Origin of the sequence: Micromonospora sp. C95, assembly GCF_018070465.1 — a bacterium.
Taxonomy (GTDB): Bacteria; Actinomycetota; Actinomycetes; order Mycobacteriales; family Micromonosporaceae; genus Micromonospora.
The window spans coordinates 111,953-132,905 of the sequence record NZ_JAGPXT010000016.1; the positions used below are offsets into that span (position 1 = coordinate 111,953).

The window sequence follows — 20,953 nt, forward strand, 5'->3', positions numbered from 1 at the left end:
CAGGCCGTGTCGGACGATAGCGTGCCGCGCCCGCCCCGTCACCGCCGACCCATCGGATTCCCGGCAACAACCAGACACGAAGAGTCACAAAACTCTCCCAGGACCGTTACCCGCACGCACCGCGCACTCACCGAAAGTGATCGACGGCGACGGTGTCACCAGCGGTGACGCGGCCACCCGGGCACCACAGTGGAACAGCTCAACCCGCCCGCCGACGGGCCCGACGCGCGGCCAACTCGTCGCCCACCGCGCCGCCCTCGGCACCCTCGGCCGGCCCCGGCTCCACCGGCACGGCCGCCGGCTCCGCCGGCAGATGCGACAACGAACCCTGGATCTCCTTGAACGCGCCACCGATCGCGATGCCGAACACCCCCTGGCCGCCCTGCAACAGGTCGACCACCTCCTCCGGCGAACGACACTCGTACACCGTCGTCCCATCGGAGATCAACGTGATGCCGGCCAGATCCGCCACCCCACGCGAGCGCAACGCCTCGATCGCCTTACGGATGTTCTGCAACGACACCCCGGCGTCCAGCAGCCGCTTCACCACCTTCAACACCACCAGGTCGCGAAACGAGTACAACCGCTGCGTGCCGGAACCCGACGCGTCCCGCACACTCGGCACCACCAGAGACGTACGCGCCCAGTAATCCAGCTGGCGGTAACTGATCCCCACCGCATGGCAGGCCGTCACACCCCGGTACCCCACCGCACCGTCACCGTCAGTTGCCGACCCGGGCATCCCACCCGGCTCACCCGACACCGCACCCTGATCGGAATCCCGCGGCTCGTACATCCCGACAACCTCCCCGTCAGTGCGGTGCCACGCCCCTTCCGGGACGCGCACCCCTCGACACGGCAACCCTATAGCGACCGCCAGGAGTTACCACGGAGAAACCGTCGCGACACGCCGTGCATCGACAGCGATGACCGTCACCATAACCGACAGTCACCACCCGCACGGCCTTCCCACCGACACCGACACGGCCGGACCCTCAGCCGGCGAAATCCTCCGGACGCACCTGCTCCAGGAACTCCCGGAACTTCTCCACCTCATCCTCCTGCTCGTCGGGAATCACGATCCCCGCCTCACTGAGGACCTGCTCCGCACAACGAATCGGCGCACCCACCCGCAACGCCAGCGCGATCGAATCACTCGGCCGAGCCGAGACCCGCACCCCATCACCGATCAACAGATCAGCGAAGAACACGTTCTCCTTCAACTCGGTGATCTCCACCGCCTGCAACGGCGCCTTCAACGCCGCCAACACATCCCGCAGAAGATCATGGGTCAACGGGCGCGCCGGCTTGACACCCTGCTGCTCATAAGCGATCGCCGTCGCCTCGACCGCGCCGATCCAGATCGGCAGATAGCGGTCCCCCTCGACCTCCCTGAGCAGGACGATCGGCTGGTTACTGGGCAACTCAACCCGAACCCCGACCACGCTCAGCTCGCGCACCGCCGCCTCCGTGTCGTTGTCACCTACGCCGCACCGCGCCCTTCCCTGCACGGTACACGGACCGCGACACGGCCGTCTCATGCGCTGCACGCACCCACGCCCGCGCCAGAAGAGGGGTTACCCCCGCAAGCCTACGCCACTCACGAACCGGCCGATCAGCACGCACACGCACCTCACCGACCCAACGTCGAGCGCAACCCCACTCGCACCAACGCCGCATGCAACTGCTGCGACAGGGCCACCAACTCCCGCGCCGTCTCCGCCGCCCGCGCCCGCGCCGCCGGATCACTCTGCCGCACCAACGGCGCCACCAACTGCGCGAACAAACCGACCTCGCGATCCGCCGCCGTCCGATAACCCCGCAGATGCCGCGGCTGGAACCCGTACGCAGCCAGACCCGCCACCGCCCGCGCAATGATCAACGCGTCACCGTCATACCACCCCGGCGGATCCGACACCACCAACCCGAGCCGCTCCAACTCACCCAACGTCGACTCGTCCACGCCACTACGCGCCACCAACTCGGCACGATCCAACCGGACCGGCGCCGACTCGACCGCCGCCGCACCACGACCCGGCACCGCACCGTCGGGACCCACGGCCACCAACGCCGGACGCGACCCCTCCGGCACCTCACCGTCGGTGTCCCAGCGCGCCAACTGCTCACGGATCACCCGCAACGGCAGATACTGATCCCGCTGCGCGGTCAGCACGAACCGTAACCGCGCCACATCGTCCCAGCCGTACTTCCGGTAACCCGCCGCCGTACGCTGCGGCTCCACCAGGCCCTCAGCCTCAAGAAACCGCAACTTCGAAATCGTCACGTCCGGAAAATCCGCCCGCAACTGGGCCAGCACCTCGCCGATACTCATCAACGACGGGGCGCCACCCACCCCGGACGGCCTGGAGGCCGCAGGCTCGTTCACCCCCGGCCGGCCTCACCCTCCGGGCGCGGACCGGCGATGAACACCACCCGGAACTTGCCGATCTGCACCTCGTCACCATTGCTCAAGGTCGCCGCCTCGACGCGCTCCCGGTTCACATACGTGCCGTTCAAACTGCCCACGTCCCGCACCGTGAACGTCCCACCATCCCGATGGAACTCCGCGTGCCGACGCGACACCGTCACATCGTCGAGAAAGATGTCACTGTCCGGATGCCGCCCACTGGTCGTCACGTCGTGATCCAACAGGAACCGGGCACCCGCGTTCGGCCCCCGCCGGACCACCAGCAGGGCCATCCCCGGCGGCAGCGAACCGGACATCCGGCTCGGCACCACATCGGTGTCCGGCCCCTCCAGCGCTTCCTCGAGCGAACCGAGATTGAGCGTCGACGTGACGTCGAGCGGGGGGAACTCGTCGCCTGGGCGAGTCATGGGGACCACCTCACGGAATCTGTTTCGGTCGGCGTCGGGAGACGGCGGGTCTGGCCGCCGGGCTCTCATCCACCCGGCGGCTGGCTCTCCGTGCCCCGAAAGGCTGTCCGCGACGCTCAACTAATGGGTTCTCGGTCGACTGGGCGAGCCTAGCCAGCGCCGAAAAACAGGGCAACCGGACGCGCGGCAGACACCGCCCCGCCCGCACAGCAAAAAAAGCTCAGCTCTCCGTCAACTCGCGATACGCGGCCGCACTCAACAGCGCGTCCACCGACGCCGGATCCGACACCGCGATCTCCACCAACCAGCCCGCGCCGTACGGATCACTGTTGATCACCTCGGGCGTGTCGACCAGCGCCTCGTTGCGCGCCGACACCGTACCGGCCACCGGGGCGTAGAGCTCCGACACACTCTTGGTCGACTCGATCTCACCCAACGACTCACCGGCCGCCACCGCCGCACCCGCCTCCGGCAACTGCACATACACGATGTCGCCAAGAGCATCCTGCGCGAAATGGGTGATGCCCACCCGAACGGCCCCACCGTCCGCAGCAGCCACCCACTCGTGCTCGGCGGTGTAACGCAGATCCTCAGGAATCACCAGCAGCGTCCTCATCCATCGCGACACCGGACCAACCGGCGCCGGCCCGCCGACCTTCAGGAGACCGGACGGGCATGTTCCAGCGGGCGGGGCTCGTGCAGCGCCGAAACCTCGGCAACCTCACGCTCCTCAACGATCACGTTACCGCCGTCACCGGCCACCGACGCGACCACCCCACCAGGAATGTTGAGCGCCGTACGCATCGTCGCCGGGTCACCCAGCACGGTGATGGTGAACGGCCCCGTCAACGGACGCCCATCCACGATCAACGACCCGCCCTCCCCGTTCAGGAAATACGTCGACGCCACGATCCGCACCGTCGCCCGGTCACCACCGGAGATCTGCATCGCCTCCGCCCCGGCACCCCGCAACTCCTGCACCGCGTCCAGCACCCGGGCCGCCGAGATCGGCTCCGCCCCCGCCTGGAACCGCACCGTCAGACCCGGACCCCGCGCCGGCAACGTACCCGCCAGAATGCCCAACTCGTCCGCCCGCCGAGTCGCCTCCTCCAACGCGGCCTCACGCCCCTGCTCACCCGAACGCAACTGCCGCTGGCTCTCCTCCAACGCGCCGATGTCCTGCCGCAACCGGATCTCCCGCGCCTCCAGGTCGTACAGAATCCTGACCAGGTCCTCCTGGCGCGCCGTCGCCAACGACGAATCCGTCGTCGTCATCTTCAACTGCACCGCCAGGGTGAACCCCAACAACCCCAGCAACACCACGATCATCACCGCGGCAGAGCTCAACCGCCGCCAGGGCGGCACCACCGCAGCCGGCTGAGCTACGGCGACCTCGTCGGCGGGCTCCGCCGACGGATCCTCCTCCTCCGACGGGTGACCCTGCGGCGACAACGGACTCAACTCGTCCGGATCCGGCGCCTCCGGACGCGGATCCGGCTCCCCCGCCGGGCCATCCGGCCGGGCTGGCTCCGCCGGCTGCGGCCACCCCGTACCCGTCTGCGTGTGCTCGTCACTCACGAGACAAACCTACGCCCGGAACAGGTGCCGACGGATCGCCGCCACATTGCCGAAGATCCGAACTCCCAACACGACCACCACACCGGTGGACAACTGACCGCCCACCCCCAACTGGTCACCCAGATACACGATCAGCGCGGCCACCAGCACGTTCGAGATGAACGACACCACGAACTGCTTGTCGTCGAAGATGCGGTCAAGCTTCGCCCGAACCCCACCGAACACCGCGTCCAACGCGGCCACCACCGCGATCGGCAGGTACGGCTGCAACGCCGCCGGCACCGTGGGATCAAGCCACAGCCCGAGCAGCACACCGGCCAACAGGGCCAGCACCGCGATCATCGACCACCTCCGGAGGGACTGGGGGACGTACCCGAGCCGGACGACTCGTCACCACCCGACGACGAGACACTCGGACTCACCGCGGGCTCCGCGTAGCGTAGCCGTGGCTCCGGAGCAGCGGGCAGCGTGAGGTCATCGGCGTCCCGCACCGCGAACGACATCCCCGTCACCTTCGCCACCTGGCGCATCGTCAACGCGCTCCCGCTGGCCTCGTACCGCTCGCGCAAGCTGCCCGGCCCGATCGCGCTCACCTCGTACGGACCGGTCACCGGCCGGAAGTCGACCAGGATCGCCTGACCCGCGGAACGAATCGTCGACGTCGACGTCAACCGTTGCCCGTTGATCGCGATCGCCTCGGCACCGGCCCCCCACAGATCGTTCGCCACGCTCTGCAGGTCAAGGTAGATCACCTGCGCCGGACCGGCGTCGGTGTCGCTGAGTGCATCCTGGCCAGCCGGCGCGTCCGCCAACTCCACCACCACACCGTCGCCACGCACCCGCCCCAGGCCGGTACTCGCCTCCAGCTCCCGCAACCGCGCGGCGTGGGAACCGCCCAACGCGGCCTCCCGCTGCCGATTGACCTCCTCGCGCAGCTGCTCGGCCCGCGTCGACAGCGCGTCGGTCTCACCCTGCCGCTGCTTGATCTGCTCCACCAAGCCGGAACGGGCCTGCGCACGCCCCGGCTCCTCGGCCATGGTCTGCCGGTACGCCACCGCGAACAGGAAACCGAGCAGCACGACCACCACCAGGCCGACCGGCCCCACCGACCAGCCCGACCGGGCCGCACGGCCGGTCTTCGCCCGCCGGGCCGCCGCGTCGGCGTAGCCCGGATCCAAGGGATTACGGAACAACTCGGTGAGGAAGTCCGGGGTGAAGCCCTTCGGCCCACGCCGGCTCTGACCGGAATCGTCGCTCATGCCACCGTTCCCTGCCGACCGCGTACCGCCCGCACCAACTTCCGGGCCTGGATCACATACAGCACACCAGCGACCCAGTAGAGCACCAGACCCCACCACGCCAGCGCCCAGCCGATCGCGCCACCGGCCGCCGCGGCCGCCGGCACCACCGAGGCCAGCAGCAGGATCGGAAAGGCGGCCAGCAGCAGGAAGGTGGCCGTCTTACCGACGTAGTGCACCGGCGGCGGCCCATAGCCGTGCCGCCGCAGCACGCCGAGCGAGCCCAGCAGCAGCACCTCCCGCGCCAGCAGCGCGGCGGTGAACTGCCACGGCACCACCTCGCGAGCGGTGAACGCGACAAGGGTGGCGAGGATGTACAGCCGGTCGGCGAGCGGATCGAGCAGTTCGCCCAGCCGGCTGACCTGTCGCAGCCGCCGGGCGATCCAGCCGTCCACCCAGTCGCTGGTGCCGCCGACTGCCAGCACCACGATCGCGGCGACATCGGCTCGCGCCACCAGGAACAGGAAAAGGAACAGGGGAACACCGAGCAGGCGAAGGAAGCTGATCAGGTTCGGCCAGGTGAGCACCCGGTCGTCGGTTCCCCGGCCATCGCCGCCGCGGGCCTGCGGTTGCTCCGCCCGAGCCGCCCGACCCGACACCGAACCTCCTCCGCGACGCGCTCGGGCACCGCGGCCCTGGTCCGCCGCGCGGCGTCGTACGCGTATCCAGCCGGCCACTGCCGGCGCCCCCTGTGATTCCCTGCCCCGCCGTCCATCGTCCGTCGATGATCACGGGTCGGTCGAATGCGCTGCCACTATAGCGGGCCGTGGTCGCGCTTCGGCTGCCCAGCGGCGGCGTGCCGACGGCTGGTCGTGCGACTGTGGCTGGGGTCACCACGTGTAGAGCGTCCTAGGATGACTGGAATCGCGCCATGGAGACGGCGGCATCCGCGTTCTGCGTCATCGTCGCCGCCTGCCCGAACGCCGTGAGCGCCCGCAGCAGATCCTGCCGACCCCGGGCCGGCATCCGGTCGAGGACGGCCCGCACCGCCTCGTGCCGGCGTGATCGCACCTCCGCCAGCAGGATCTCGGCGGCGGCCGTCGGGACCAGGCGCACCTCCCGACGGTCCCGGGTGTCGACCGTCCGGCGCACCAACCCGATCGCCTCCAGCCGGTCACAGAGCCGGCTGGCCGAGGAGGGCACCACGTCCAGCAGCTCGGCCAACCCGTTGACGTTCGTCTCCGGACGGACGCTCAGCAGGGACAGCACCCGCAGCTGGGTCGGCGACACCGCGAGCCGCTGACCGGCGGCGTCGAGCACGCCCACCAGCGCCTCGGCGGCCGCGTCGATCGCCGCGGTGAGATCCGGTCGCTCCACCCGAGGTCCCCTGCGATCGTTCCGCTGCCCGCACCGACCCGCCCCTCGGGGCGATCAGCCCTGTTGCCGGCCGGCCGAGCCGCGCCAGTCCAGGCAGACGATCACCGCGTCGTCGCGCAGGTCGGCGTCCGCGTGGAAGGTCTGCAACTCGCGCATCACCGTACCAACCGCCTCGGTCGGCGGCTGCAACCGTGTGGCCCGCATCGCCCGGGCCATCGCCCGCTCGCCGTACGTCTCCCGGCCGCTCGGATCGGCCGCCCACACCCCGTCGGAGACGACGAACAACCGGTCCCCCGGATCGAGGTCGAACTCCTGGAGGTCATACCGGGTCTCGCCGAACATGCCCAGCGGTAGCTGCTGTTCCAGGGCGACCCGGGACACCGCGCCGCCGCGCACCCGCACCAGATGCGGTGAACCGGCGTCCACCGCCCGTACCCGGCCGCTGGCACAGTCCAGTTCGAGCAGCAGCGTGGCCACGTGCCGGTGGCCCCGATGCTGGTAGTAGACCGTGTCGGAGGCCAGCTCGGCCTGTTCCACGAGGCCGCCGCCGGAGCGGCGGGCGTTGCGCATCGCGTTCACCGACACCGCCGTCAACAGCGCCGCGGCCATCCCGATACCGTCGCCGTTGAGCACGGTGACGGTGAGTCGTCCCTCGTCCAGCGACCAGTCGAAGTGGTCACCACCGACCGTGTACGCCGGTTCGAGCTGACCCGCCAGTTGGAAGGAGTCGTGGCTGACACTGCGGCCCGGCAGCAGTTCCCACTGCAACTCCGCGGCCATGCTCAGCCGCTCCCGCCGCCGGGCCCGTCGGTAGCGGTCGGTCTCCCGGTCGGCCGCACGCAGCGCCACGGCCAGGTCCCCGGCCATGTCGACCGCCGCGCGCACCACCGCCGCCGTCGGCTCACCGGCCAACTCGACCACGAGCACGCCGATCCGCTCGCCCCACACCGAGATCGGAAGGTGGACACGGCACCGCCCGTCCTCACCAGACTCCCGGACCGGCAGCTGACTGCTGAAGCAGCGCTGCACCGTATCCTGGACGTCCGGGGCGGTCGCGCCGGCCTGGCGCGAGTCGAGCACCGGCCACAACCCGCTGATCCGGTAGTCGGCGATGAACACGGCGGTGCCCGACGCATCGAGCGCCGACCGGATGGCCAGGTCGGCGGCCTCGACCACGCGGTCGGGCGGGGCCTCGCGCAGGGCGCGGGAGATCCCCGTGGGCGCATCCGCCATGACCATCCTCCGAAAATACTTGCTCTGGGGCAAGCATCATACGGAGGCGGGTCCGCCCATGGTCACCCGGATGCGCTGCCCGACACGGACGGTCACCGGACCCGCGTCGGTGCAGCGGAGCGTCGTGCCGGGCGCGTCACGTCCATCCCACGGCGGCGCACTCCACCGAGCCAGAATCGATCACCAGAATCGATCAACTGTGTGGTACTCGGCTGGTCGGAATCCATCGTCGACGACGCTCCTTTCCCGGACGGCAGCGTACCGACCTGAGCCCGCTCGGCGGTATCGCCCCGCTGGCCACGGGGGACGGCGATACTGACCGGGACCGGTCGGCGATGACGACCGAGTACGGGAGGTGACGGTGGCCTCGGACAGCGGCGCCGCGGTAGTGGTCGGCGTGGACGGCTCCGAGCCCGCCCGCGCCGCGCTCCGACTTGCCGCCACGGCGGCGGCCCGCCGGGGCCGGCCGCTACGGGTGGTGCACGCCTTCATCTGGCCGACGCTGCACTCCCCCGTCCGGCCGGGCACCGAGAGCGGCCCCGACGGGGGTCTGCGAGCGCGGGCCGAGCAGTTGGTGGCCGCCGCCGTCGACGAGGCCGAGGCGACCGCGCCGGGGCTGCGGGTCACCGGGGAGATCGTCGACGGTGAGGCCACCGCCGTGCTGCTCGCCGAGGCGCCCACCGCGACGATGGTGGTGGTCGGTGATCGTGGCGGTGGCGGGTTCGCGGCGCTGGTGCTCGGCTCGGTCGCGGTGAAGTTGGCCGCGTACGCCGACTGTCCGGTGCTGGTGGCGCGCGGCGCGCCGCACCCCGACGGTGCCGTCGTGGTCGGGGTGGACGGCTCGGAGCTGTCCCGCCGGGCCGTGGAGTTCGCCGTCCACGAGGCCGCGCTGCGCGGTGCCGCGGTGCTCGCCCTGCACGCCTACCGGCATCCGGTGTCCACCGGCCCGGGTGACATGCAGCCGCTTGTGTACGACGAGTCCGAGTTGCGGGCCGACGAGGACCGTGCGGTGGCCGAGTCCATCGCCGGGCTGACCGAGCGGTACCCGGAGGTGCAGATCACCCGCAGGTCGGTGCGGGGTCGCGCCGCACGGGTGCTCACCGACGCCTCCCGCCAGGCGCAACTGGTGGTGGTCGGTGGACAGGGACGGGGTGAGGTGACCGGACTGCTGCTGGGGTCGGTGAGCCAGTCACTGCTGCACCACAGCCACTGTCCGGTCGCGGTGGTTCGCGATCCCCGTTGACCCGCCGGCACGGTTGACGGCGGTTCAGGCGGGTAGACGGGCCGCGTCCGCCACCGGCGACGAACCGACGCCACGGCCACGACCGAACCGGTCGCCGGCACCGCGGCGACGAGGCGCCGAACAAAGGAGACAGTGATGCCCGGACCTCGACCCGGCAGCAACGCCTACGACAAGCAGCGTGCCCGCCTGCGCAACGCCATCGACGGCTCGGGCCGACGCACCCCGGACCAGAAGGCCGACGAGGCGGCGAACCGGATTCTGCGGGAAGACCGGGGCCGGCGCGGCGTCGTGCGGGGCGACCGTGCCTACGGGCCCAAGGGCAACCGCGAGCCCGGAGATCCGAAGAAGTGAGGGCGAGCGACCTGACCGACGGCCTCATCGCCGGGGCCGTCGGCACCACCGCGCTCAACATCGCGACCTACCTGGACATGACGGCCCGGGCCCGGCCGGCCAGCCGGACACCGGAGCGCAGCGCCGGAAAGCTGGCCCAGACCGCGCACCTGTCCTTGGGATCACCGCAACAGGCCGACAACCGGCGCAGCGGCCTCGGTGCGCTGATGGGCTACGCGCTCGGGGCCGCCGCCACGGTCGGCTTCGCCCTGCTGACCCGGGGCCGCCGTCAGCCACTGCTGCGGGCGGCCGTCCTGCTGGGCGGGGGCGTGATGACACTGTCGGACGGGTCGCTGACCCTGCTCGGCGTCACCGATCCGCGGACCTGGCGCCGCGTCGACTGGCTCGCCGACATCGGCCCGCACCTCGCCTTCGGGCTGACGGCCGCAGCCACCTGGAACCGGCTGCGACCGTCGAGGTAGTGCATCAGCTAGCGGTCGCTGTCGTCCTCGGCGACCGGTTCACCGCTGGGCCCGTACGGCGACACCTGGCCGTGCGGCACCGGGCGGCCGGTATCCCCCGGCGACGAGCCACGGTTGCGGGGATGACCCACCGGATCGGGGCCCTTGTTGTCCTGGCTGGTCTCACCGAGGGCGTTGCGCCGCAGTTCCTGCTGCTGCGGGTTCGTCACGGTGCTCTCCCTTCGCCGGTGCGCGGCGTGGTGCCGCGCCAGGAACGGCTTACCCGCACCCGTCGGCGACATTCCGGCACGGTGAGCGGCGAGGGCTAACCGTGCCGTCGGTGGGTACACCCCGAGGATGGGCGACCAACGGGCGCTGGCGCGGGCCCTGCTGACCCGCCGCACGTACGCCGAGGAGGCCGGCATCGCGCTGGCCGACCGACCGGCGCCGCTGTACCAGTTGCTGGTGCTGGTCACGCTGCTCAGCACCCGGATCCGGGCGCAGGTGGGGGTGGCGGCGGCCCGGGAACTCTTCGCGGCCGGCTACCGCACCCCGCAGGCCATGGAGGCCGCCGGCTGGCAGCAACGGGTCGACGCACTGGGTCGCGGCCACTACCGCCGCTACGACGAGCGGACCGCCACGATGCTCGGCTCCGGCGCGCGGCTCTGCCTGGACCGCTGGCACGGCGACCTGCGGCGGTTGCACCGGGAGGCGGCCGGCGAGCCGAGGCAACTGCGCCGGCTGCTCACCGAGTTTCCCGGCGTCGGCCCCACCGGCGCGGACATCTTCCTGCGCGAGGTGCAGTCGGTCTGGCCGGAGCTGCGCCCGTACGCCGACCGGCGGGCGGTGGCCGGGGCGCGACGCCTCGGCCTGCCCGCCACCACGGACCGGCTGGCCCGGCTGGTCGACGATGTCGACTTCGGTCGGCTCGCCTCGGCACTGGTCCGGGTCGCCCTCGGTGAGGAGTCGGCCGGGCAGATCAGCCGCGGCGTGGCCGCCCGCTGAGCGCCGTCACTTCGCCGCGTCGCCGCCGGGTCTGGTCAGATACCACACCAGCAGCGACGCCAGCAAGGCCAGCACCACCAGCCCGCCGGAGATGCCGCGCCCTTCCTCCGGTGACCGGCCAGTGGTGCCGAAGTAGATCACGGCGAGGCCGGCGAGCACCGCGAGGAACTTCCGGATGCCTCGGTCCTTCACAGCTGGCACCGTACCCACCACGGCCCCGGTTTGCCTGGTTTACCCTAATCTGCCCCCCGGTCAGGGCACCTCAGTCGACCTCCAGGTCGTCGAGGGAGATCTTGTGGCTCATCAGCCACCGGGCCAGCGCCGACATGCCGAACAGCCACAGCGGCGCGGACTCGGTGGTGCCGTTCGTCGCGTATACGGCGAACCGCAGGTCCGGCGCCCGGTACGCCTCGATCCGCCACCGGTGCTGCCGGTCCCGCCAGACCGCGGAGGGGTCCATGCCGTCACGGTAGGTGCCCGGCTCCGGTCCCGGTCGACGATGCGCTCAATCCACCACCACCCGGGCATCGTCGGGCAGCCGCCGGGTCAGCCCCCGCCGGTCCAGCAGCTCCAGCAGCGGCACCGCCACCCGGCGGGTGGTGTCGAGCGCCTGCCGGGCGGCGCTGAGGGTGAACGGCTGCGGCAGCCCGGTCAGCACCCGCAGCGCCTGCTGCGGCGCGCCGGGCGGCAGCAGCACGTTACCGGTCAGCCGCAGCAGGGCCCCGGCCCGCACCGCGGCACCGATCTCCCGGGCACCCAACCCGACGGCGGTGAGCCGGTCGGCGTCGGGAGCACGGAACGGATGCGCCGCGTAGTCCTCGCTCACCAACGCCAACGCGCGGGCCACCGGCTCGGGCAGCGCCGCCGCGCCGGGTGCCACCACCCGGCCGGCGACCAGCCGCAGCGGCGGCCGGACCAGCGCCTCCACCAGCGACCGGTCGGGCAGGTCGAGTTGTCGGCGCAGTTGCTCGACCGGGACACCTGGCGCCAGCGGATGCGCGCGGGCGTACTCGGCCACGGCCACGGCGAGCCGATCGCCCTGCTGCCGCCAGTGGGCCGGATCGGCCAGCCAGTCACCCACCACCGGGGTCTGCGACACCTCGACGCCCGCCCGGACCAGGTCGCCCACCCGGGCCAGGCCCCGCCGGCTCAGCTCGCCGACGAGGTCGGGCCGGCCGTCCAGGGTGGCCAACACCGCGGCCCGGGCCGCCGCGGCACCCCGGCGCGCCAACGGCGGCGGCAGCACGTCGAGCACGGTGACCGCGCCGGCCACGTACCGGCGACCCGGATCACGCAGCAACGCCCGGTCCCCCAGCAGCAGCGGCAGCGGGCGGCTCAGCCGCAACCGGGCGGTGTCCGCGCCCAGCGGACGGATCCGCACCGGCACCGCGGCCGAACCGACGTGCAGCGTCAGCGTCACCGGCAGCTCGGCCACCGCGACACCGGCAACGCGTACGTCGACCATGGCGGTGCGGCGGAATCGACCCGCAGTGAGCAGGGCGTCACCGCGGCTGATCCGGTCACGGGCCACCCCCCGCAGGTTCACCGCCACCCGGGCCACCGGCACCACCTCGTCGCAGGCGGCACCGAGCCGATGCAGGCCCCGAATCCGCACCTGTTCGCCGCTGCCAGCCAGCTCCAGCTCGTCGCCGACGCGCAGCCGCCCATCGCCCAGAGTGCCGGTCACGACGGTGCCGCTGCCCCGCACCGTGAAACAGCGGTCCACCCAGAGCCGGACCGGACCGTCGGGCACCGGAACCGGCATCCGATCGGCCAGCCGGTCCAGCGCGGCCCGCAGGTCGGACAGGCCGCTGCCGGTCACCGCACTGACCGGCACCGCCTCGACCCCGGCCAGCGAGGTCGCCGCCAGCTCCGACCGGGCCCTGGCCAGGGCCACCGCCGGATCGGCCAGGTCCGCGCGGGTCACCACCAGCAGGCCGTACCCGACGCCGAGCGCGTCCAGGGCGGCCAGATGCTCGGCGGACTGCGGCATCCAGCCCGCGTCGGCCGCGACCACCACCACGGCCGCCGGCACCGGCCCCACACCGGCAAGCATGTTCGGTACGAACCGCTCGTGCCCCGGCACGTCGACGAACGCGACGGTGCGACCCGACGGCAGCGCCGTCCAGGCGAACCCGAGGTCGATGGTCATGCCCCGACGGCGTTCCTCCGCCCAGCGGTCCGGTTCCATCCCGGTCAGCGCCCGCACCAGCGTCGACTTGCCGTGGTCGACGTGCCCGGCGGTGGCCACCACCAGCATGGTCAGTCGTCTCCCGGCACGGCCAGCACCGCCGCGCGCAGCGAACCGTCGGCCCGCTCGGGCACGCAACGCAGGTCGAGCAGCAGCCGACCACGGACCACCCGACCCAGCACCGGTGGGTCGCCGACCCGCAGCGGCCCGGCGTACCGCTCGGGCAGGCTCAGCGCCCACGAGTCCAGCTCAACCCCGGGCGCACCGCCGCCACCGACCACCGCCACCGCCGGCACCATCTCGACCTTGCGGCCGTCGGCGGCGAGGGCGTCGCGTAGCCGTTCGGTCCGATCGCGTAGCGCCGCCACGTCGGCGTGCAGGGCCCGGTAGGTCGGGGTAAGCGGGTCACCGAGCGTACCGGCGAGCGCGGCCAGGGTCAGCTTGTCCACCCGCAAGGCCCGCGCCAGGGGGTGCCGGCGCAGTCGCTCGACCAGCTCGGCGGTGCCGAGCAGCAGCCCCGCCTGCGGACCACCCAGCAGCTTGTCGCCGCTGGCGGTGACCAGTGCCGCCCCGGCCCGCAGGGTGCTCGCGGCATCCGGTTCGTCCGGCAGCAGTGGGTCGGGCACGAGCAGCCCGGAGCCGATGTCGGCGACCACCGGCACGCCAAGCCCGGCCAGTCGGCGTACCGGCACCGCCGAGGTGAAACCGGTGACCCGGAAGTTCGACGGGTGCACCTTCAACACGAAGCCGGTACGTGGCCCGACGGCGGCGGCGTAGTCATCCAGGGTGGTCCGATTGGTGGTGCCCACCTCGCGTAGCCGGGCACCGGTGCTGGTGAGCAGGTCGGGCAGCCGGAAACCGTCACCGATCTCCACCAGTTCGCCCCGGCTGACCACGATCTCCGCGTCGGCGGCGAGCGTGGTCGCCGCCAGCACCAGCGCGGCGGCACCGTTGTTGACCACGTGCACCGCCTCGGCGGCCGGTACGGCGGCGGCGAGGGCGTCCAGCGCGTCGCGCCCACGGCGGGCCCGCCGCCCGGTGCCCAGGGCCAACTCCACGTCGGTGTACCCGGCGGCGGCGGTCACCGCGGCGAGCGCGGCCTCGGACAGGGCGGCCCGCCCGAGATTGGTGTGCAGCACCACCCCGGTGGCGTTGAGCACGACCCGGGGCACCGGCGGCGGCAACGCGGCCAACGCGGCGTCGCGTACCTCGGTCGGGTCGATCTCCCCCCGGCGGGCCCGTTCCTGGGCCTGCCGCACCGCGCCGCGCACCCGGTCACGGCCGACCGCGACGGCGGCCGCAGCCAACGACGGCTCGGCCAGCAACACGTCGGTACGCGGCACCCGGCGCCGCGGGTCGGCGCCGCCGTCGCTCATCGGTCCATCCCCTCGCAGTCTGGCGGAGACGGACGGGAATCGAACCCGCCTGGCCCGGATCCCGGGCCACACCGGTTTTGAAGACCGGGAGGGGCACCAGCCGCCTGAACGCCTCCACCGGCCATTGGATCACAGCTCGGCGGCGGGTGTGCGGCCGAGCCGGCACCGCCCCTACCGGTCGGGTTCGGCCGCCCGCCGGTCGAGCCGGGCCCGCTGCGGCAGCACCGTGTACTTCGGATCACGGGCCGAGGCGACACCGGCGTGGAACACCCCGAAACGGGTGGCCACCGAGGCGGCCAGCAACGCGGCACCGGAGACGGCCGAGACCAGTCGGCTCCGCCGGCCCAGCACCGCCCCGGCCACCCCGGCCACGGTCAGCGCCCGCCCGGCGCGCAGCAGCCGACCGGGCCGCCCCGTCCGGTACGGCTCACCCAGCAGACCAAGGCGATTCTCCACCCGGTGCGCGCCGAACAGTTCCAGCCCGGCACCGGCCACCGCCAGCCGCCGCGCCGGACCGGCCTGCGCCGGCGGCACGGCCAACAGACCCACTCCCGCGCCGCTGGCCAACGCGCTGCCCGCGAAGACGAACGGCAGGTCGGCGTACGCCTCGTGCCAGGACGGCACGGCCGTGTCGGCCAGCAGCACCGCCGTGTACGTGCCCAGGGCCGGCGCGGTCACCGCGGCGGCCAGCCCGGCGACCCGCCCCACCGACGGCAACGCCCGACGGGCCAACCCCAGCGGACCCCGCGTCGGCAGCAGCGGCGCCACCTCAGCCACCGCGGCCAGCCCAGCGGCTGGACCGTAGCCGGTGAGGATCCAGGTGCCCACCGACATCGGCGAGGTCGGCTTGGCCACCCGCAGCATGTGGTGGAACCGATCCGGCCGGCCCAGATCCTTGACCAGCAGACCGGCGCTGGCGGTGACCGCGGCCAGCGCGGCGAGCCGGCCGGCGCGGCGCACCTCGGCACGTCCGGTGAGCTGCCCGCCCGCCGCGAGCAGCGACGACCCGGCGGCCAGCCCGCCGGTGAACAGGTAGGCGGCGATCTCCCACGTCCACACCGGCGGTTTCAGGATCGGCCGGCCGTAGTAGGAGGTGAACTCCGCCGGTGGCACGGCCAGCTCCTCACCTGCCCGACGGCCGGCGCGGAAGCGGCGGAACCGGTCGCCGACGGCCGATCGGTCCCGGTTCACCGGCGACCACCGAGGAACGCACCGACGGCCGCCGCCGTCATGGCCAACGCGGCCAGCCCCGCCCGGCGCCACATCGCCGGCAGGTCCCGGGTGGTGACCTGCGGATCCGGCGGCAGACCGTACACCTCCGGCTCGTCGAGCAGCAGGAAGAACGCGCCGTCGCCACCCACACCGTCGTCCGGGTCGTGGCCGTACAGCCGGGCCTGCGTCTCCCCCCGTTCCCGCAACGTGGCGACCCGGACGGCGGCCCGTTCCCGCAGCTCGTCCAGCGGGCCGTACTGGATGGACTCGGTCGGGCAGGCCTGCGCGCAGGCCGGGGTCAGTCCCGCGCCGATCCGGTCGTAGCAGAGCGTGCACTTCCACACCCGGCCGTCGTCGACGCGCCGGTCGATCACCCCGTACGGGCAGGCCGACACGCAGTAGCCGCAGCCGTTGCAGATGTCCTCCTGCACCACCACGGTGCCGAACTCGGTGCGGAACAGCGCCCCGGTCGGGCAGACGTCGAGGCAGCCGGCCCGGGTGCAGTGTTTGCACACGTCCGACATCATCAGCCAGCGGAAGTCGCTGCGCCCCTCGGCGCTGCCGGTACGGCCGGGCGGCCCGGCGGCGGGCATGCCGAGGAACTCGGTCGTCCGGGCCGCGGCCGGCGGTTCACCGGGCAGCACCTCCGGCTCGGTTCCGGTCGGGGTGACGGTGTCGGCCGACCGGGCGACGGAGGCCGGGCCGGCCGGGCCGCCGGTCGGGTTCCCGGCCACCGGCGCGGTGCCGTGACCGGCGGGTCGAGGCTGTTCCACGAAGGCGACGTGCCGCCACGAATTGGCGGTGAGCGCGCCGGTGTTGTCGTAGGACATGCCGAGCAGGTCCAGCCCGGAGGTGGGTACCCCGTTCCACTCCTTGCAGGCCACCTCGCACGCCTTGCAGCCGATGCAGACGCTGGTGTCGGTGAAGAAACCCATCCTCGGGGGCGCGTCGACCCAGCCGGCCCCGGCCGCCGGATCGGCGGCCGGCAGCGACGACTGGGCCGGTGCGGTGGGCCGGTGCGGCGGATCGGCCATCAGGGGTTCCCCTCTCCGTCGCCGGTGGGTCCGGGCGGCTCGACCGGCACCCCGGGAGTGACCGCCGGCGGTACCGCACCCGGCACGATGCCGGCCCTGGTGCGGTAATCCTGCACCAAGTCCCGCAGGGCCGTCCCGGTGGGCCGGCGACCCGGCCGCACGTCACAGGTGCCGATCTTGCTCTCCTGGATCAGCACGTTCGGGTCCAGGGTGATACCGAACAGGTCGTTTGCGGAGTCACCGGTGACCAGACCCTCGAAGCCGAAGTGGTACGGCAGCCACAGCTGGTGGATCACCCGACCGTCGACGGCCAGCGGCACCAGCCGGTCGGTGACCAGCACCCGGGCCTCGATCGCCGCCCGGGCGGTGATCAGGTGCGCCCAACCGAGATGGGTCAGCCCGGCCAGCGCCGCCAGCTCCGGGGAGACCTCCACGAACATCTCCGGCTGCAACTCCGCAAGCGGCGCCACGGTCCGGCTCATCCCGCCCGCGGTGTGATGCTCGGTGAGCCGACTGACCGTGAACACGTACGGGAAGACCTCGTCGTGCTGCTGTGGTGGGCTCGGGTTCGTCGAGTTCACCGGGTGGTCGTACCGCTTGCGGGTGGGATTGGCCTGCTGGCCGTAGAGCGGGTTGCGCACCGGCGACTCGGCCGGCTCGTAGTGTGTCGGCAGCGGCCCGTCCAGCACTCCGCTGGGCGCGTACAGCCAGCCCTTGCCGTCGGACTGCATGATGAACGGATCGTCACCGGCCAGCGCCGCCGATCCCGTGGCACCCTCCGGCGGCCGGTACGACGGCGGTTTCGACACCTCGAAGTCCGGCACGTCGCGGCCGGTCCATCGGCCGGCCTCGGCGTCCCACCACACGTACCTCTTCCGCTCGCTCCACGGGCGGCCCTGCGGGTCGGCGGAGGCCCGGTTGTAGAGCAGGCGCCGGTTCGCCGGCCACGCCCACCCCCACTCGGCGGCCACCCAGTCCTGTTCGTGTCCCGGCCGGCGGCGGGCCGCCTGGTTCACCCCGTCGGCGTACACGCCGGTGTAGATCCAGCAGCCGATCGCGGTCGTCCCGTCGTCCCGGGCCTCGGTGAACGCCGACAGCGGGCGGCCGGTCGTGGTGTCGTACCCGTTGATCTCCCGCAGCACCGCCTCGGCGTCCGGTTCCGCGTCCCCGCCGTGGGTGGGATAGTCCCAGGTCAGGTCGAGCAGTGCCCGGTCGCGCGGCAGGGTCGAGCCGGCCAGCTTCGCCCGGATCCGGCGCCCCAGGTGGTAGAAGAACCACAGCTCGGACCGCGCGTCGCCGGGCGGGTCGACGGCCTTCTCCCGCCACTGCAGCAGCCGCTGGGTCTGGGTGAAGGTGCCCTCCTTCTCCACATGGGAGGCGGCCGGCAGGAAGAACACCTCGGTGCGGCACTGCTCCGGCACGATCTCACCGGTGGCGACCTCGGGCCCGCGCTGCCAGAACGTCGCACTCTCGATCATGAACAGGTCACGGACGACAAGCCAGTCGAGGTTTGCCATGCCCAGCCGCTGGGCCCGGCCGTGCGCCGAACCGACCGCCGGGTTCTGGCCGAGCAGGAAGTAGCCCTTCACCTTGCCGTCGATCATGTTGAGCACCTGCTGGTAGGTGCCGTGGTCGCCGGTCAGGCGGGGCAGGTGGCCGTAGCAGAAGTCGTTCTCCGCAGTGGCTGCATCCCCCCAGTACGCCTTCAGCAGGCTGGCGGCGTAGGCACGGGCTCCACCCCAGAAACCCTTCTGACCCGGATGCCGGATGCCGTCCACCCAGGCGTCGAAATCGGGATGCCGGGCGTGGTGCGGCATCGGCAGATAGCCCGGCAGCAGGTTGAACAGGGTCGGGATGTCGGTGGAGCCCTGGATGCTGGCGTGCCCACGCAGCGCCAACACCCCACCACCGGGCCGCCCCACGTTGCCCAGCAGCAGTTGGATGATCGCCCCGGTGCGGATGTACTGCACCCCGACCGTGTGCTGCGTCCAACCGACCGAGTAGATCAGGCAGCCGGTGCGCTCCCGCCCGGAGTTCTCCGTCCAGGCGCGGGCCAACTCCAGGAACTTCTCCCGAGGTACGCCACAGACCCGCTCCACCATCTCCGGGGTGTAGCGGGCGAAGTGCCGCTTGAGGATCTGGTACACGCAGCGCGGGTGCTGCAACGTCTCGTCCCGCTGTACCTGCCGGGCGACCGGAGCACCGTGCGACTCGTGGCGCAGACCGGCCGCGGTCTCCCGCTCGCGGGCCGTGTGCCCGCTGCCGGAGTCCCGCTCGTGGCCCGCGTACTGCCAGCTGTCCTGCACGTAGCTGGCGGTGGTCGGGTCGAAGCCGGAGAAGAGACCCTCGGCGTCCTCGGCGTCGACGAAGTCGTCACTGACGATCGTCGCGGCGTTCGTGTACGCCAGCACGTACTCCCGGAAATCCAGCTCGTTGCTGAGGATGTGGTTCACCACCGCGCCCAGCAACGCGATGTCGGTGCCCGCCCGGATCGGCAGGTACGCGTCGGCGACCGCGCTGGTCCGGGTGAACCGCGGATCGACGTGGAAGACCTTGGCCCCGCGCCGTTTCGCCTCCATCACCCACTGGAAGCCCACCGGATGGGCCTCGGCCATGTTGGAGCCCTGGATGACGATGACGTCAGCGTTGGCCACATCCTGCTGGAAATCCGTCGCGCCACCGCGACCGAAGCTGGCCCCCAGACCGGGGACGGTGGCGGAGTGTCAAATCCGGGCCTGATTCTCGATCTGAAGCGCCCCCATCGCGGTGAACAACTTCTTGATGAGGTAGTTCTCCTCGTTGTCGAGGGTGGCCCCGCCCAGACTGGCGATCCCCAACGTCCGGTTCAGCGGCCGACCCTCGGCGTCGGTGTCCTCCCACGTGTCGGCCCGGGCCGCGAGCACCCGGTCGGCGATCATGTCGAGCGCCGTGTCGAGGTCCAGGTCCTCCCACTCGGTGCCGTACGGCCGCCGGTAGCGCACCGTGGTCTGGCGCAGCGGGCTGGTGACCAGGCTCCGGCTGGCGGCACCCTTCGGGCAGAGCCGGCCGCGGGAGATGGGGCTGTCCGGGTCACCCTCGATCTGGGTGACCTGCTCGTCGGTGACGAAGACCCGCTGCCCGCAGCCGACGGCACAGTACGGGCAGACGGAACGGGCGACCCGGTCGGCGTCCTGCGTACGGGCGGTCAACTCGGCGCTGCGGGTCGAGCGGGCCGCGGCGCCCCGGCCCAGCGGATCGGTGCCGGTGAGCTGCCGGTAGACCGGCCAGCCCAGCAACCTGTCCCGCAGCCCCACGCTCCACACCTCCGGTCTCGACCTTAGGGCAGCGGGCCGGGATCGGCGACCCACCTCCCGAACCAGACCACGACGTCGCCCCCGGCCCGAGATCGGGCCGGGGGCGACGAAGGTGCCGGTGTGCAGGTCGCCTCTCGGCGAGTGGCGCGACGCGGCTCCAGCCGAACGGTATTCCGCGAAGGCAATTTAGGTGAGGCCCGGGGACACTTGACACACCGACACCCGAGTCAACAGGTTACCCGCTCCGCTTCTTCCTACCCCTGCCGTGACCGCCGCCACAGTATGAGCCGCCGGCGGCCTCCCGCAGATGCCGCTGGCCGGCACCCGGGGTGTCGGGTGCCGGCCGGCGGTTCTTGCTCCCCCTGTGGAGGAATGTCTTCGGTTGTCGGCTGGTGTCAGCTGGTCCAGTGTTGGGTGACTAGGTCGGCGGCCTGCTGTTCCCACTGGGCGTAGTGGTCGGGGTAGGCCGAGACCTGGACGGTCTGGGCTGCCTCGGTGAGGGGCATGTCCTGCCAGCCGTCGACCTGCTTCAACGCCTTGAGGAAGG

23 protein-coding genes and 1 tRNA gene are annotated in these 20,953 nt (G+C 72.1%); 4 read left to right on the forward strand and 20 right to left on the reverse strand.

Annotated elements, in window-relative coordinates:
• Window positions 1-199: 199 nt before the first annotated feature.
• The 11 genes from KBX00_RS19010 to KBX00_RS19060 all read right to left on the reverse strand — a co-directional run bounded on the left by KBX00_RS19010 (window position 200) and on the right by KBX00_RS19060 (window position 8,261).
• Window positions 200-796 carry a MerR family transcriptional regulator gene (locus KBX00_RS19010; RefSeq protein WP_210828828.1) on the reverse strand — a complete coding sequence of 199 codons (597 nt, stop codon included), beginning with the start codon at window positions 794-796 and terminating at the stop codon, window positions 200-202.
• A gap of 199 nt (window positions 797-995) precedes the next feature.
• Entirely contained in the window at window positions 996-1,460 is a 465-nt protein-coding gene (locus KBX00_RS19015; RefSeq protein WP_092375678.1) for a bifunctional nuclease family protein, read from the reverse strand.
• A 173-nt stretch (window positions 1,461-1,633) separates the two neighbouring features.
• Window positions 1,634-2,332, reverse strand: a complete 699-nt coding sequence (locus tag KBX00_RS19020; protein ID WP_210828829.1) for a MerR family transcriptional regulator — start codon at window positions 2,330-2,332, stop codon at window positions 1,634-1,636.
• Window positions 2,333-2,382: 50 nt separating this feature from the next.
• Window positions 2,383-2,835, reverse strand: a complete 453-nt coding sequence (locus KBX00_RS19025) for an FHA domain-containing protein (protein WP_093402417.1) — start codon at window positions 2,833-2,835, stop codon at window positions 2,383-2,385.
• A 220-nt stretch (window positions 2,836-3,055) separates the two neighbouring features.
• Window positions 3,056-3,436 (reverse strand): glycine cleavage system protein GcvH, encoded by a 381-nt coding sequence (gene gcvH, locus KBX00_RS19030; RefSeq protein ID WP_210828832.1) that lies wholly within the window; start codon window positions 3,434-3,436, stop codon window positions 3,056-3,058.
• 56 nt (window positions 3,437-3,492) lie between these two features.
• A complete protein-coding gene (locus KBX00_RS19035; protein ID WP_210828833.1) occupies window positions 3,493-4,413 on the reverse strand; it encodes a DUF881 domain-containing protein in 921 nt (306 codons plus the stop codon).
• A 9-nt stretch (window positions 4,414-4,422) separates the two neighbouring features.
• Window positions 4,423-4,755 (reverse strand): small basic family protein, encoded by a 333-nt coding sequence (locus KBX00_RS19040; protein WP_093402419.1) that lies wholly within the window; start codon window positions 4,753-4,755, stop codon window positions 4,423-4,425.
• On the reverse strand, window positions 4,752-5,672 hold the full coding sequence (locus KBX00_RS19045; RefSeq protein ID WP_210828834.1) for a DUF881 domain-containing protein: 921 nt from the start codon (window positions 5,670-5,672) through the stop codon (window positions 4,752-4,754). Before KBX00_RS19045 ends, KBX00_RS19040 begins: the two co-directional genes overlap by 4 nt.
• Window positions 5,669-6,310 carry a CDP-alcohol phosphatidyltransferase family protein gene (locus tag KBX00_RS19050; protein WP_210828835.1) on the reverse strand — a complete coding sequence of 214 codons (642 nt, stop codon included), beginning with the start codon at window positions 6,308-6,310 and terminating at the stop codon, window positions 5,669-5,671. The genes KBX00_RS19045 and KBX00_RS19050 overlap by 4 nt, the downstream gene beginning before the upstream one ends.
• A gap of 250 nt (window positions 6,311-6,560) precedes the next feature.
• Window positions 6,561-7,028 carry a MarR family transcriptional regulator gene (locus KBX00_RS19055; protein WP_210828837.1) on the reverse strand — a complete coding sequence of 156 codons (468 nt, stop codon included), beginning with the start codon at window positions 7,026-7,028 and terminating at the stop codon, window positions 6,561-6,563.
• 54 nt (window positions 7,029-7,082) lie between these two features.
• Entirely contained in the window at window positions 7,083-8,261 is a 1,179-nt protein-coding gene (locus tag KBX00_RS19060; protein WP_210828839.1) for a PP2C family protein-serine/threonine phosphatase, read from the reverse strand.
• Between the two features lie 361 nt (window positions 8,262-8,622).
• Between KBX00_RS19060 and KBX00_RS19065 the strand changes: the two genes are divergently transcribed.
• The 3 genes from KBX00_RS19065 (at window position 8,623) to KBX00_RS19075 (ending at window position 10,316) form a co-directional block, all read left to right on the forward strand.
• Window positions 8,623-9,504 (forward strand): universal stress protein, encoded by an 882-nt coding sequence (locus KBX00_RS19065; protein ID WP_210828842.1) that lies wholly within the window; start codon window positions 8,623-8,625, stop codon window positions 9,502-9,504.
• 135 nt (window positions 9,505-9,639) lie between these two features.
• Window positions 9,640-9,855 carry a phosphatidylethanolamine-binding protein gene (locus KBX00_RS19070; protein WP_164449904.1) on the forward strand — a complete coding sequence of 72 codons (216 nt, stop codon included), beginning with the start codon at window positions 9,640-9,642 and terminating at the stop codon, window positions 9,853-9,855.
• Window positions 9,852-10,316, forward strand: a complete 465-nt coding sequence (locus tag KBX00_RS19075; protein ID WP_210828844.1) for a hypothetical protein — start codon at window positions 9,852-9,854, stop codon at window positions 10,314-10,316. The genes KBX00_RS19070 and KBX00_RS19075 overlap by 4 nt, the downstream gene beginning before the upstream one ends.
• Before the next feature lie 8 nt (window positions 10,317-10,324).
• Here KBX00_RS19075 and KBX00_RS19080 read toward each other — a convergent pair whose 3' ends face one another.
• Window positions 10,325-10,525 carry a hypothetical protein gene (locus KBX00_RS19080; protein WP_210828846.1) on the reverse strand — a complete coding sequence of 67 codons (201 nt, stop codon included), beginning with the start codon at window positions 10,523-10,525 and terminating at the stop codon, window positions 10,325-10,327.
• A gap of 127 nt (window positions 10,526-10,652) precedes the next feature.
• Between KBX00_RS19080 and KBX00_RS19085 the strand changes: the two genes are divergently transcribed.
• On the forward strand, window positions 10,653-11,300 hold the full coding sequence (locus KBX00_RS19085; protein WP_210828848.1) for a hypothetical protein: 648 nt from the start codon (window positions 10,653-10,655) through the stop codon (window positions 11,298-11,300).
• A gap of 6 nt (window positions 11,301-11,306) precedes the next feature.
• Here KBX00_RS19085 and KBX00_RS19090 read toward each other — a convergent pair whose 3' ends face one another.
• The 8 genes from KBX00_RS19090 to fdh form a co-directional block, all read right to left on the reverse strand.
• A complete protein-coding gene (locus tag KBX00_RS19090; RefSeq protein ID WP_210828880.1) occupies window positions 11,307-11,492 on the reverse strand; it encodes a hypothetical protein in 186 nt (61 codons plus the stop codon).
• A 70-nt stretch (window positions 11,493-11,562) separates the two neighbouring features.
• Complete coding sequence (locus tag KBX00_RS19095; RefSeq protein ID WP_093402430.1) at window positions 11,563-11,760, reverse strand: hypothetical protein; 198 nt, start codon at window positions 11,758-11,760, stop codon at window positions 11,563-11,565.
• Between the two features lie 45 nt (window positions 11,761-11,805).
• The gene (gene selB, locus KBX00_RS19100) at window positions 11,806-13,560 is read right to left on the reverse strand and encodes a selenocysteine-specific translation elongation factor (RefSeq protein WP_210828850.1); all 1,755 of its coding nucleotides are present in this window, start codon (window positions 13,558-13,560) and stop codon (window positions 11,806-11,808) included.
• A 2-nt stretch (window positions 13,561-13,562) separates the two neighbouring features.
• Entirely contained in the window at window positions 13,563-14,867 is a 1,305-nt protein-coding gene (gene selA / locus KBX00_RS19105; RefSeq protein WP_210828852.1) for an L-seryl-tRNA(Sec) selenium transferase, read from the reverse strand.
• Between the two features lie 20 nt (window positions 14,868-14,887).
• Window positions 14,888-14,983 (reverse strand) — tRNA-Sec (locus KBX00_RS19110).
• A 55-nt stretch (window positions 14,984-15,038) separates the two neighbouring features.
• On the reverse strand, window positions 15,039-16,058 hold the full coding sequence (gene nrfD / locus KBX00_RS19115; protein WP_210828854.1) for an NrfD/PsrC family molybdoenzyme membrane anchor subunit: 1,020 nt from the start codon (window positions 16,056-16,058) through the stop codon (window positions 15,039-15,041).
• Window positions 16,055-17,113 carry a 4Fe-4S dicluster domain-containing protein gene (locus KBX00_RS19120; protein WP_210828856.1) on the reverse strand — a complete coding sequence of 353 codons (1,059 nt, stop codon included), beginning with the start codon at window positions 17,111-17,113 and terminating at the stop codon, window positions 16,055-16,057. Before KBX00_RS19120 ends, nrfD begins: the two co-directional genes overlap by 4 nt.
• On the reverse strand, window positions 17,113-20,406 hold the full coding sequence (gene fdh, locus KBX00_RS19125) for a formate dehydrogenase (protein ID WP_307868892.1): 3,294 nt from the start codon (window positions 20,404-20,406) through the stop codon (window positions 17,113-17,115). Before fdh ends, KBX00_RS19120 begins: the two co-directional genes overlap by 1 nt.
• Window positions 20,407-20,953: the final 547 nt, after the last annotated feature.

What these genes read in the sequence shown, in the direction of transcription:
- KBX00_RS19020 (WP_210828829.1), bottom strand. Translation starts at nt 2,332, where the DNA reads ATGAGTATCGGCGAGGTGCTGGCCCAGTTGCGGGCGGATTTTCCGGAC.
- KBX00_RS19085 (WP_210828848.1), top strand. Translation starts at nt 10,653, where the DNA reads ATGGGCGACCAACGGGCGCTGGCGCGGGCCCTGCTGACCCGCCGCACG.
- KBX00_RS19070 (WP_164449904.1), top strand. Translation starts at nt 9,640, where the DNA reads ATGCCCGGACCTCGACCCGGCAGCAACGCCTACGACAAGCAGCGTGCC.
- KBX00_RS19040 (WP_093402419.1), bottom strand. Translation starts at nt 4,755, where the DNA reads ATGATCGCGGTGCTGGCCCTGTTGGCCGGTGTGCTGCTCGGGCTGTGG.
- KBX00_RS19095 (WP_093402430.1), bottom strand. Translation starts at nt 11,760, where the DNA reads ATGGACCCCTCCGCGGTCTGGCGGGACCGGCAGCACCGGTGGCGGATC.
- KBX00_RS19045 (WP_210828834.1), bottom strand. Translation starts at nt 5,672, where the DNA reads ATGAGCGACGATTCCGGTCAGAGCCGGCGTGGGCCGAAGGGCTTCACC.
- KBX00_RS19060 (WP_210828839.1), bottom strand. Translation starts at nt 8,261, where the DNA reads ATGGCGGATGCGCCCACGGGGATCTCCCGCGCCCTGCGCGAGGCCCCG.
- KBX00_RS19010 (WP_210828828.1), bottom strand. Translation starts at nt 796, where the DNA reads ATGTACGAGCCGCGGGATTCCGATCAGGGTGCGGTGTCGGGTGAGCCG.
- selA (WP_210828852.1), bottom strand. Translation starts at nt 14,867, where the DNA reads ATGAGCGACGGCGGCGCCGACCCGCGGCGCCGGGTGCCGCGTACCGAC.
- KBX00_RS19025 (WP_093402417.1), bottom strand. Translation starts at nt 2,835, where the DNA reads ATGACTCGCCCAGGCGACGAGTTCCCCCCGCTCGACGTCACGTCGACG.
- KBX00_RS19120 (WP_210828856.1), bottom strand. Translation starts at nt 17,113, where the DNA reads ATGGCCGATCCGCCGCACCGGCCCACCGCACCGGCCCAGTCGTCGCTG.
- selB (WP_210828850.1), bottom strand. Translation starts at nt 13,560, where the DNA reads ATGCTGGTGGTGGCCACCGCCGGGCACGTCGACCACGGCAAGTCGACG.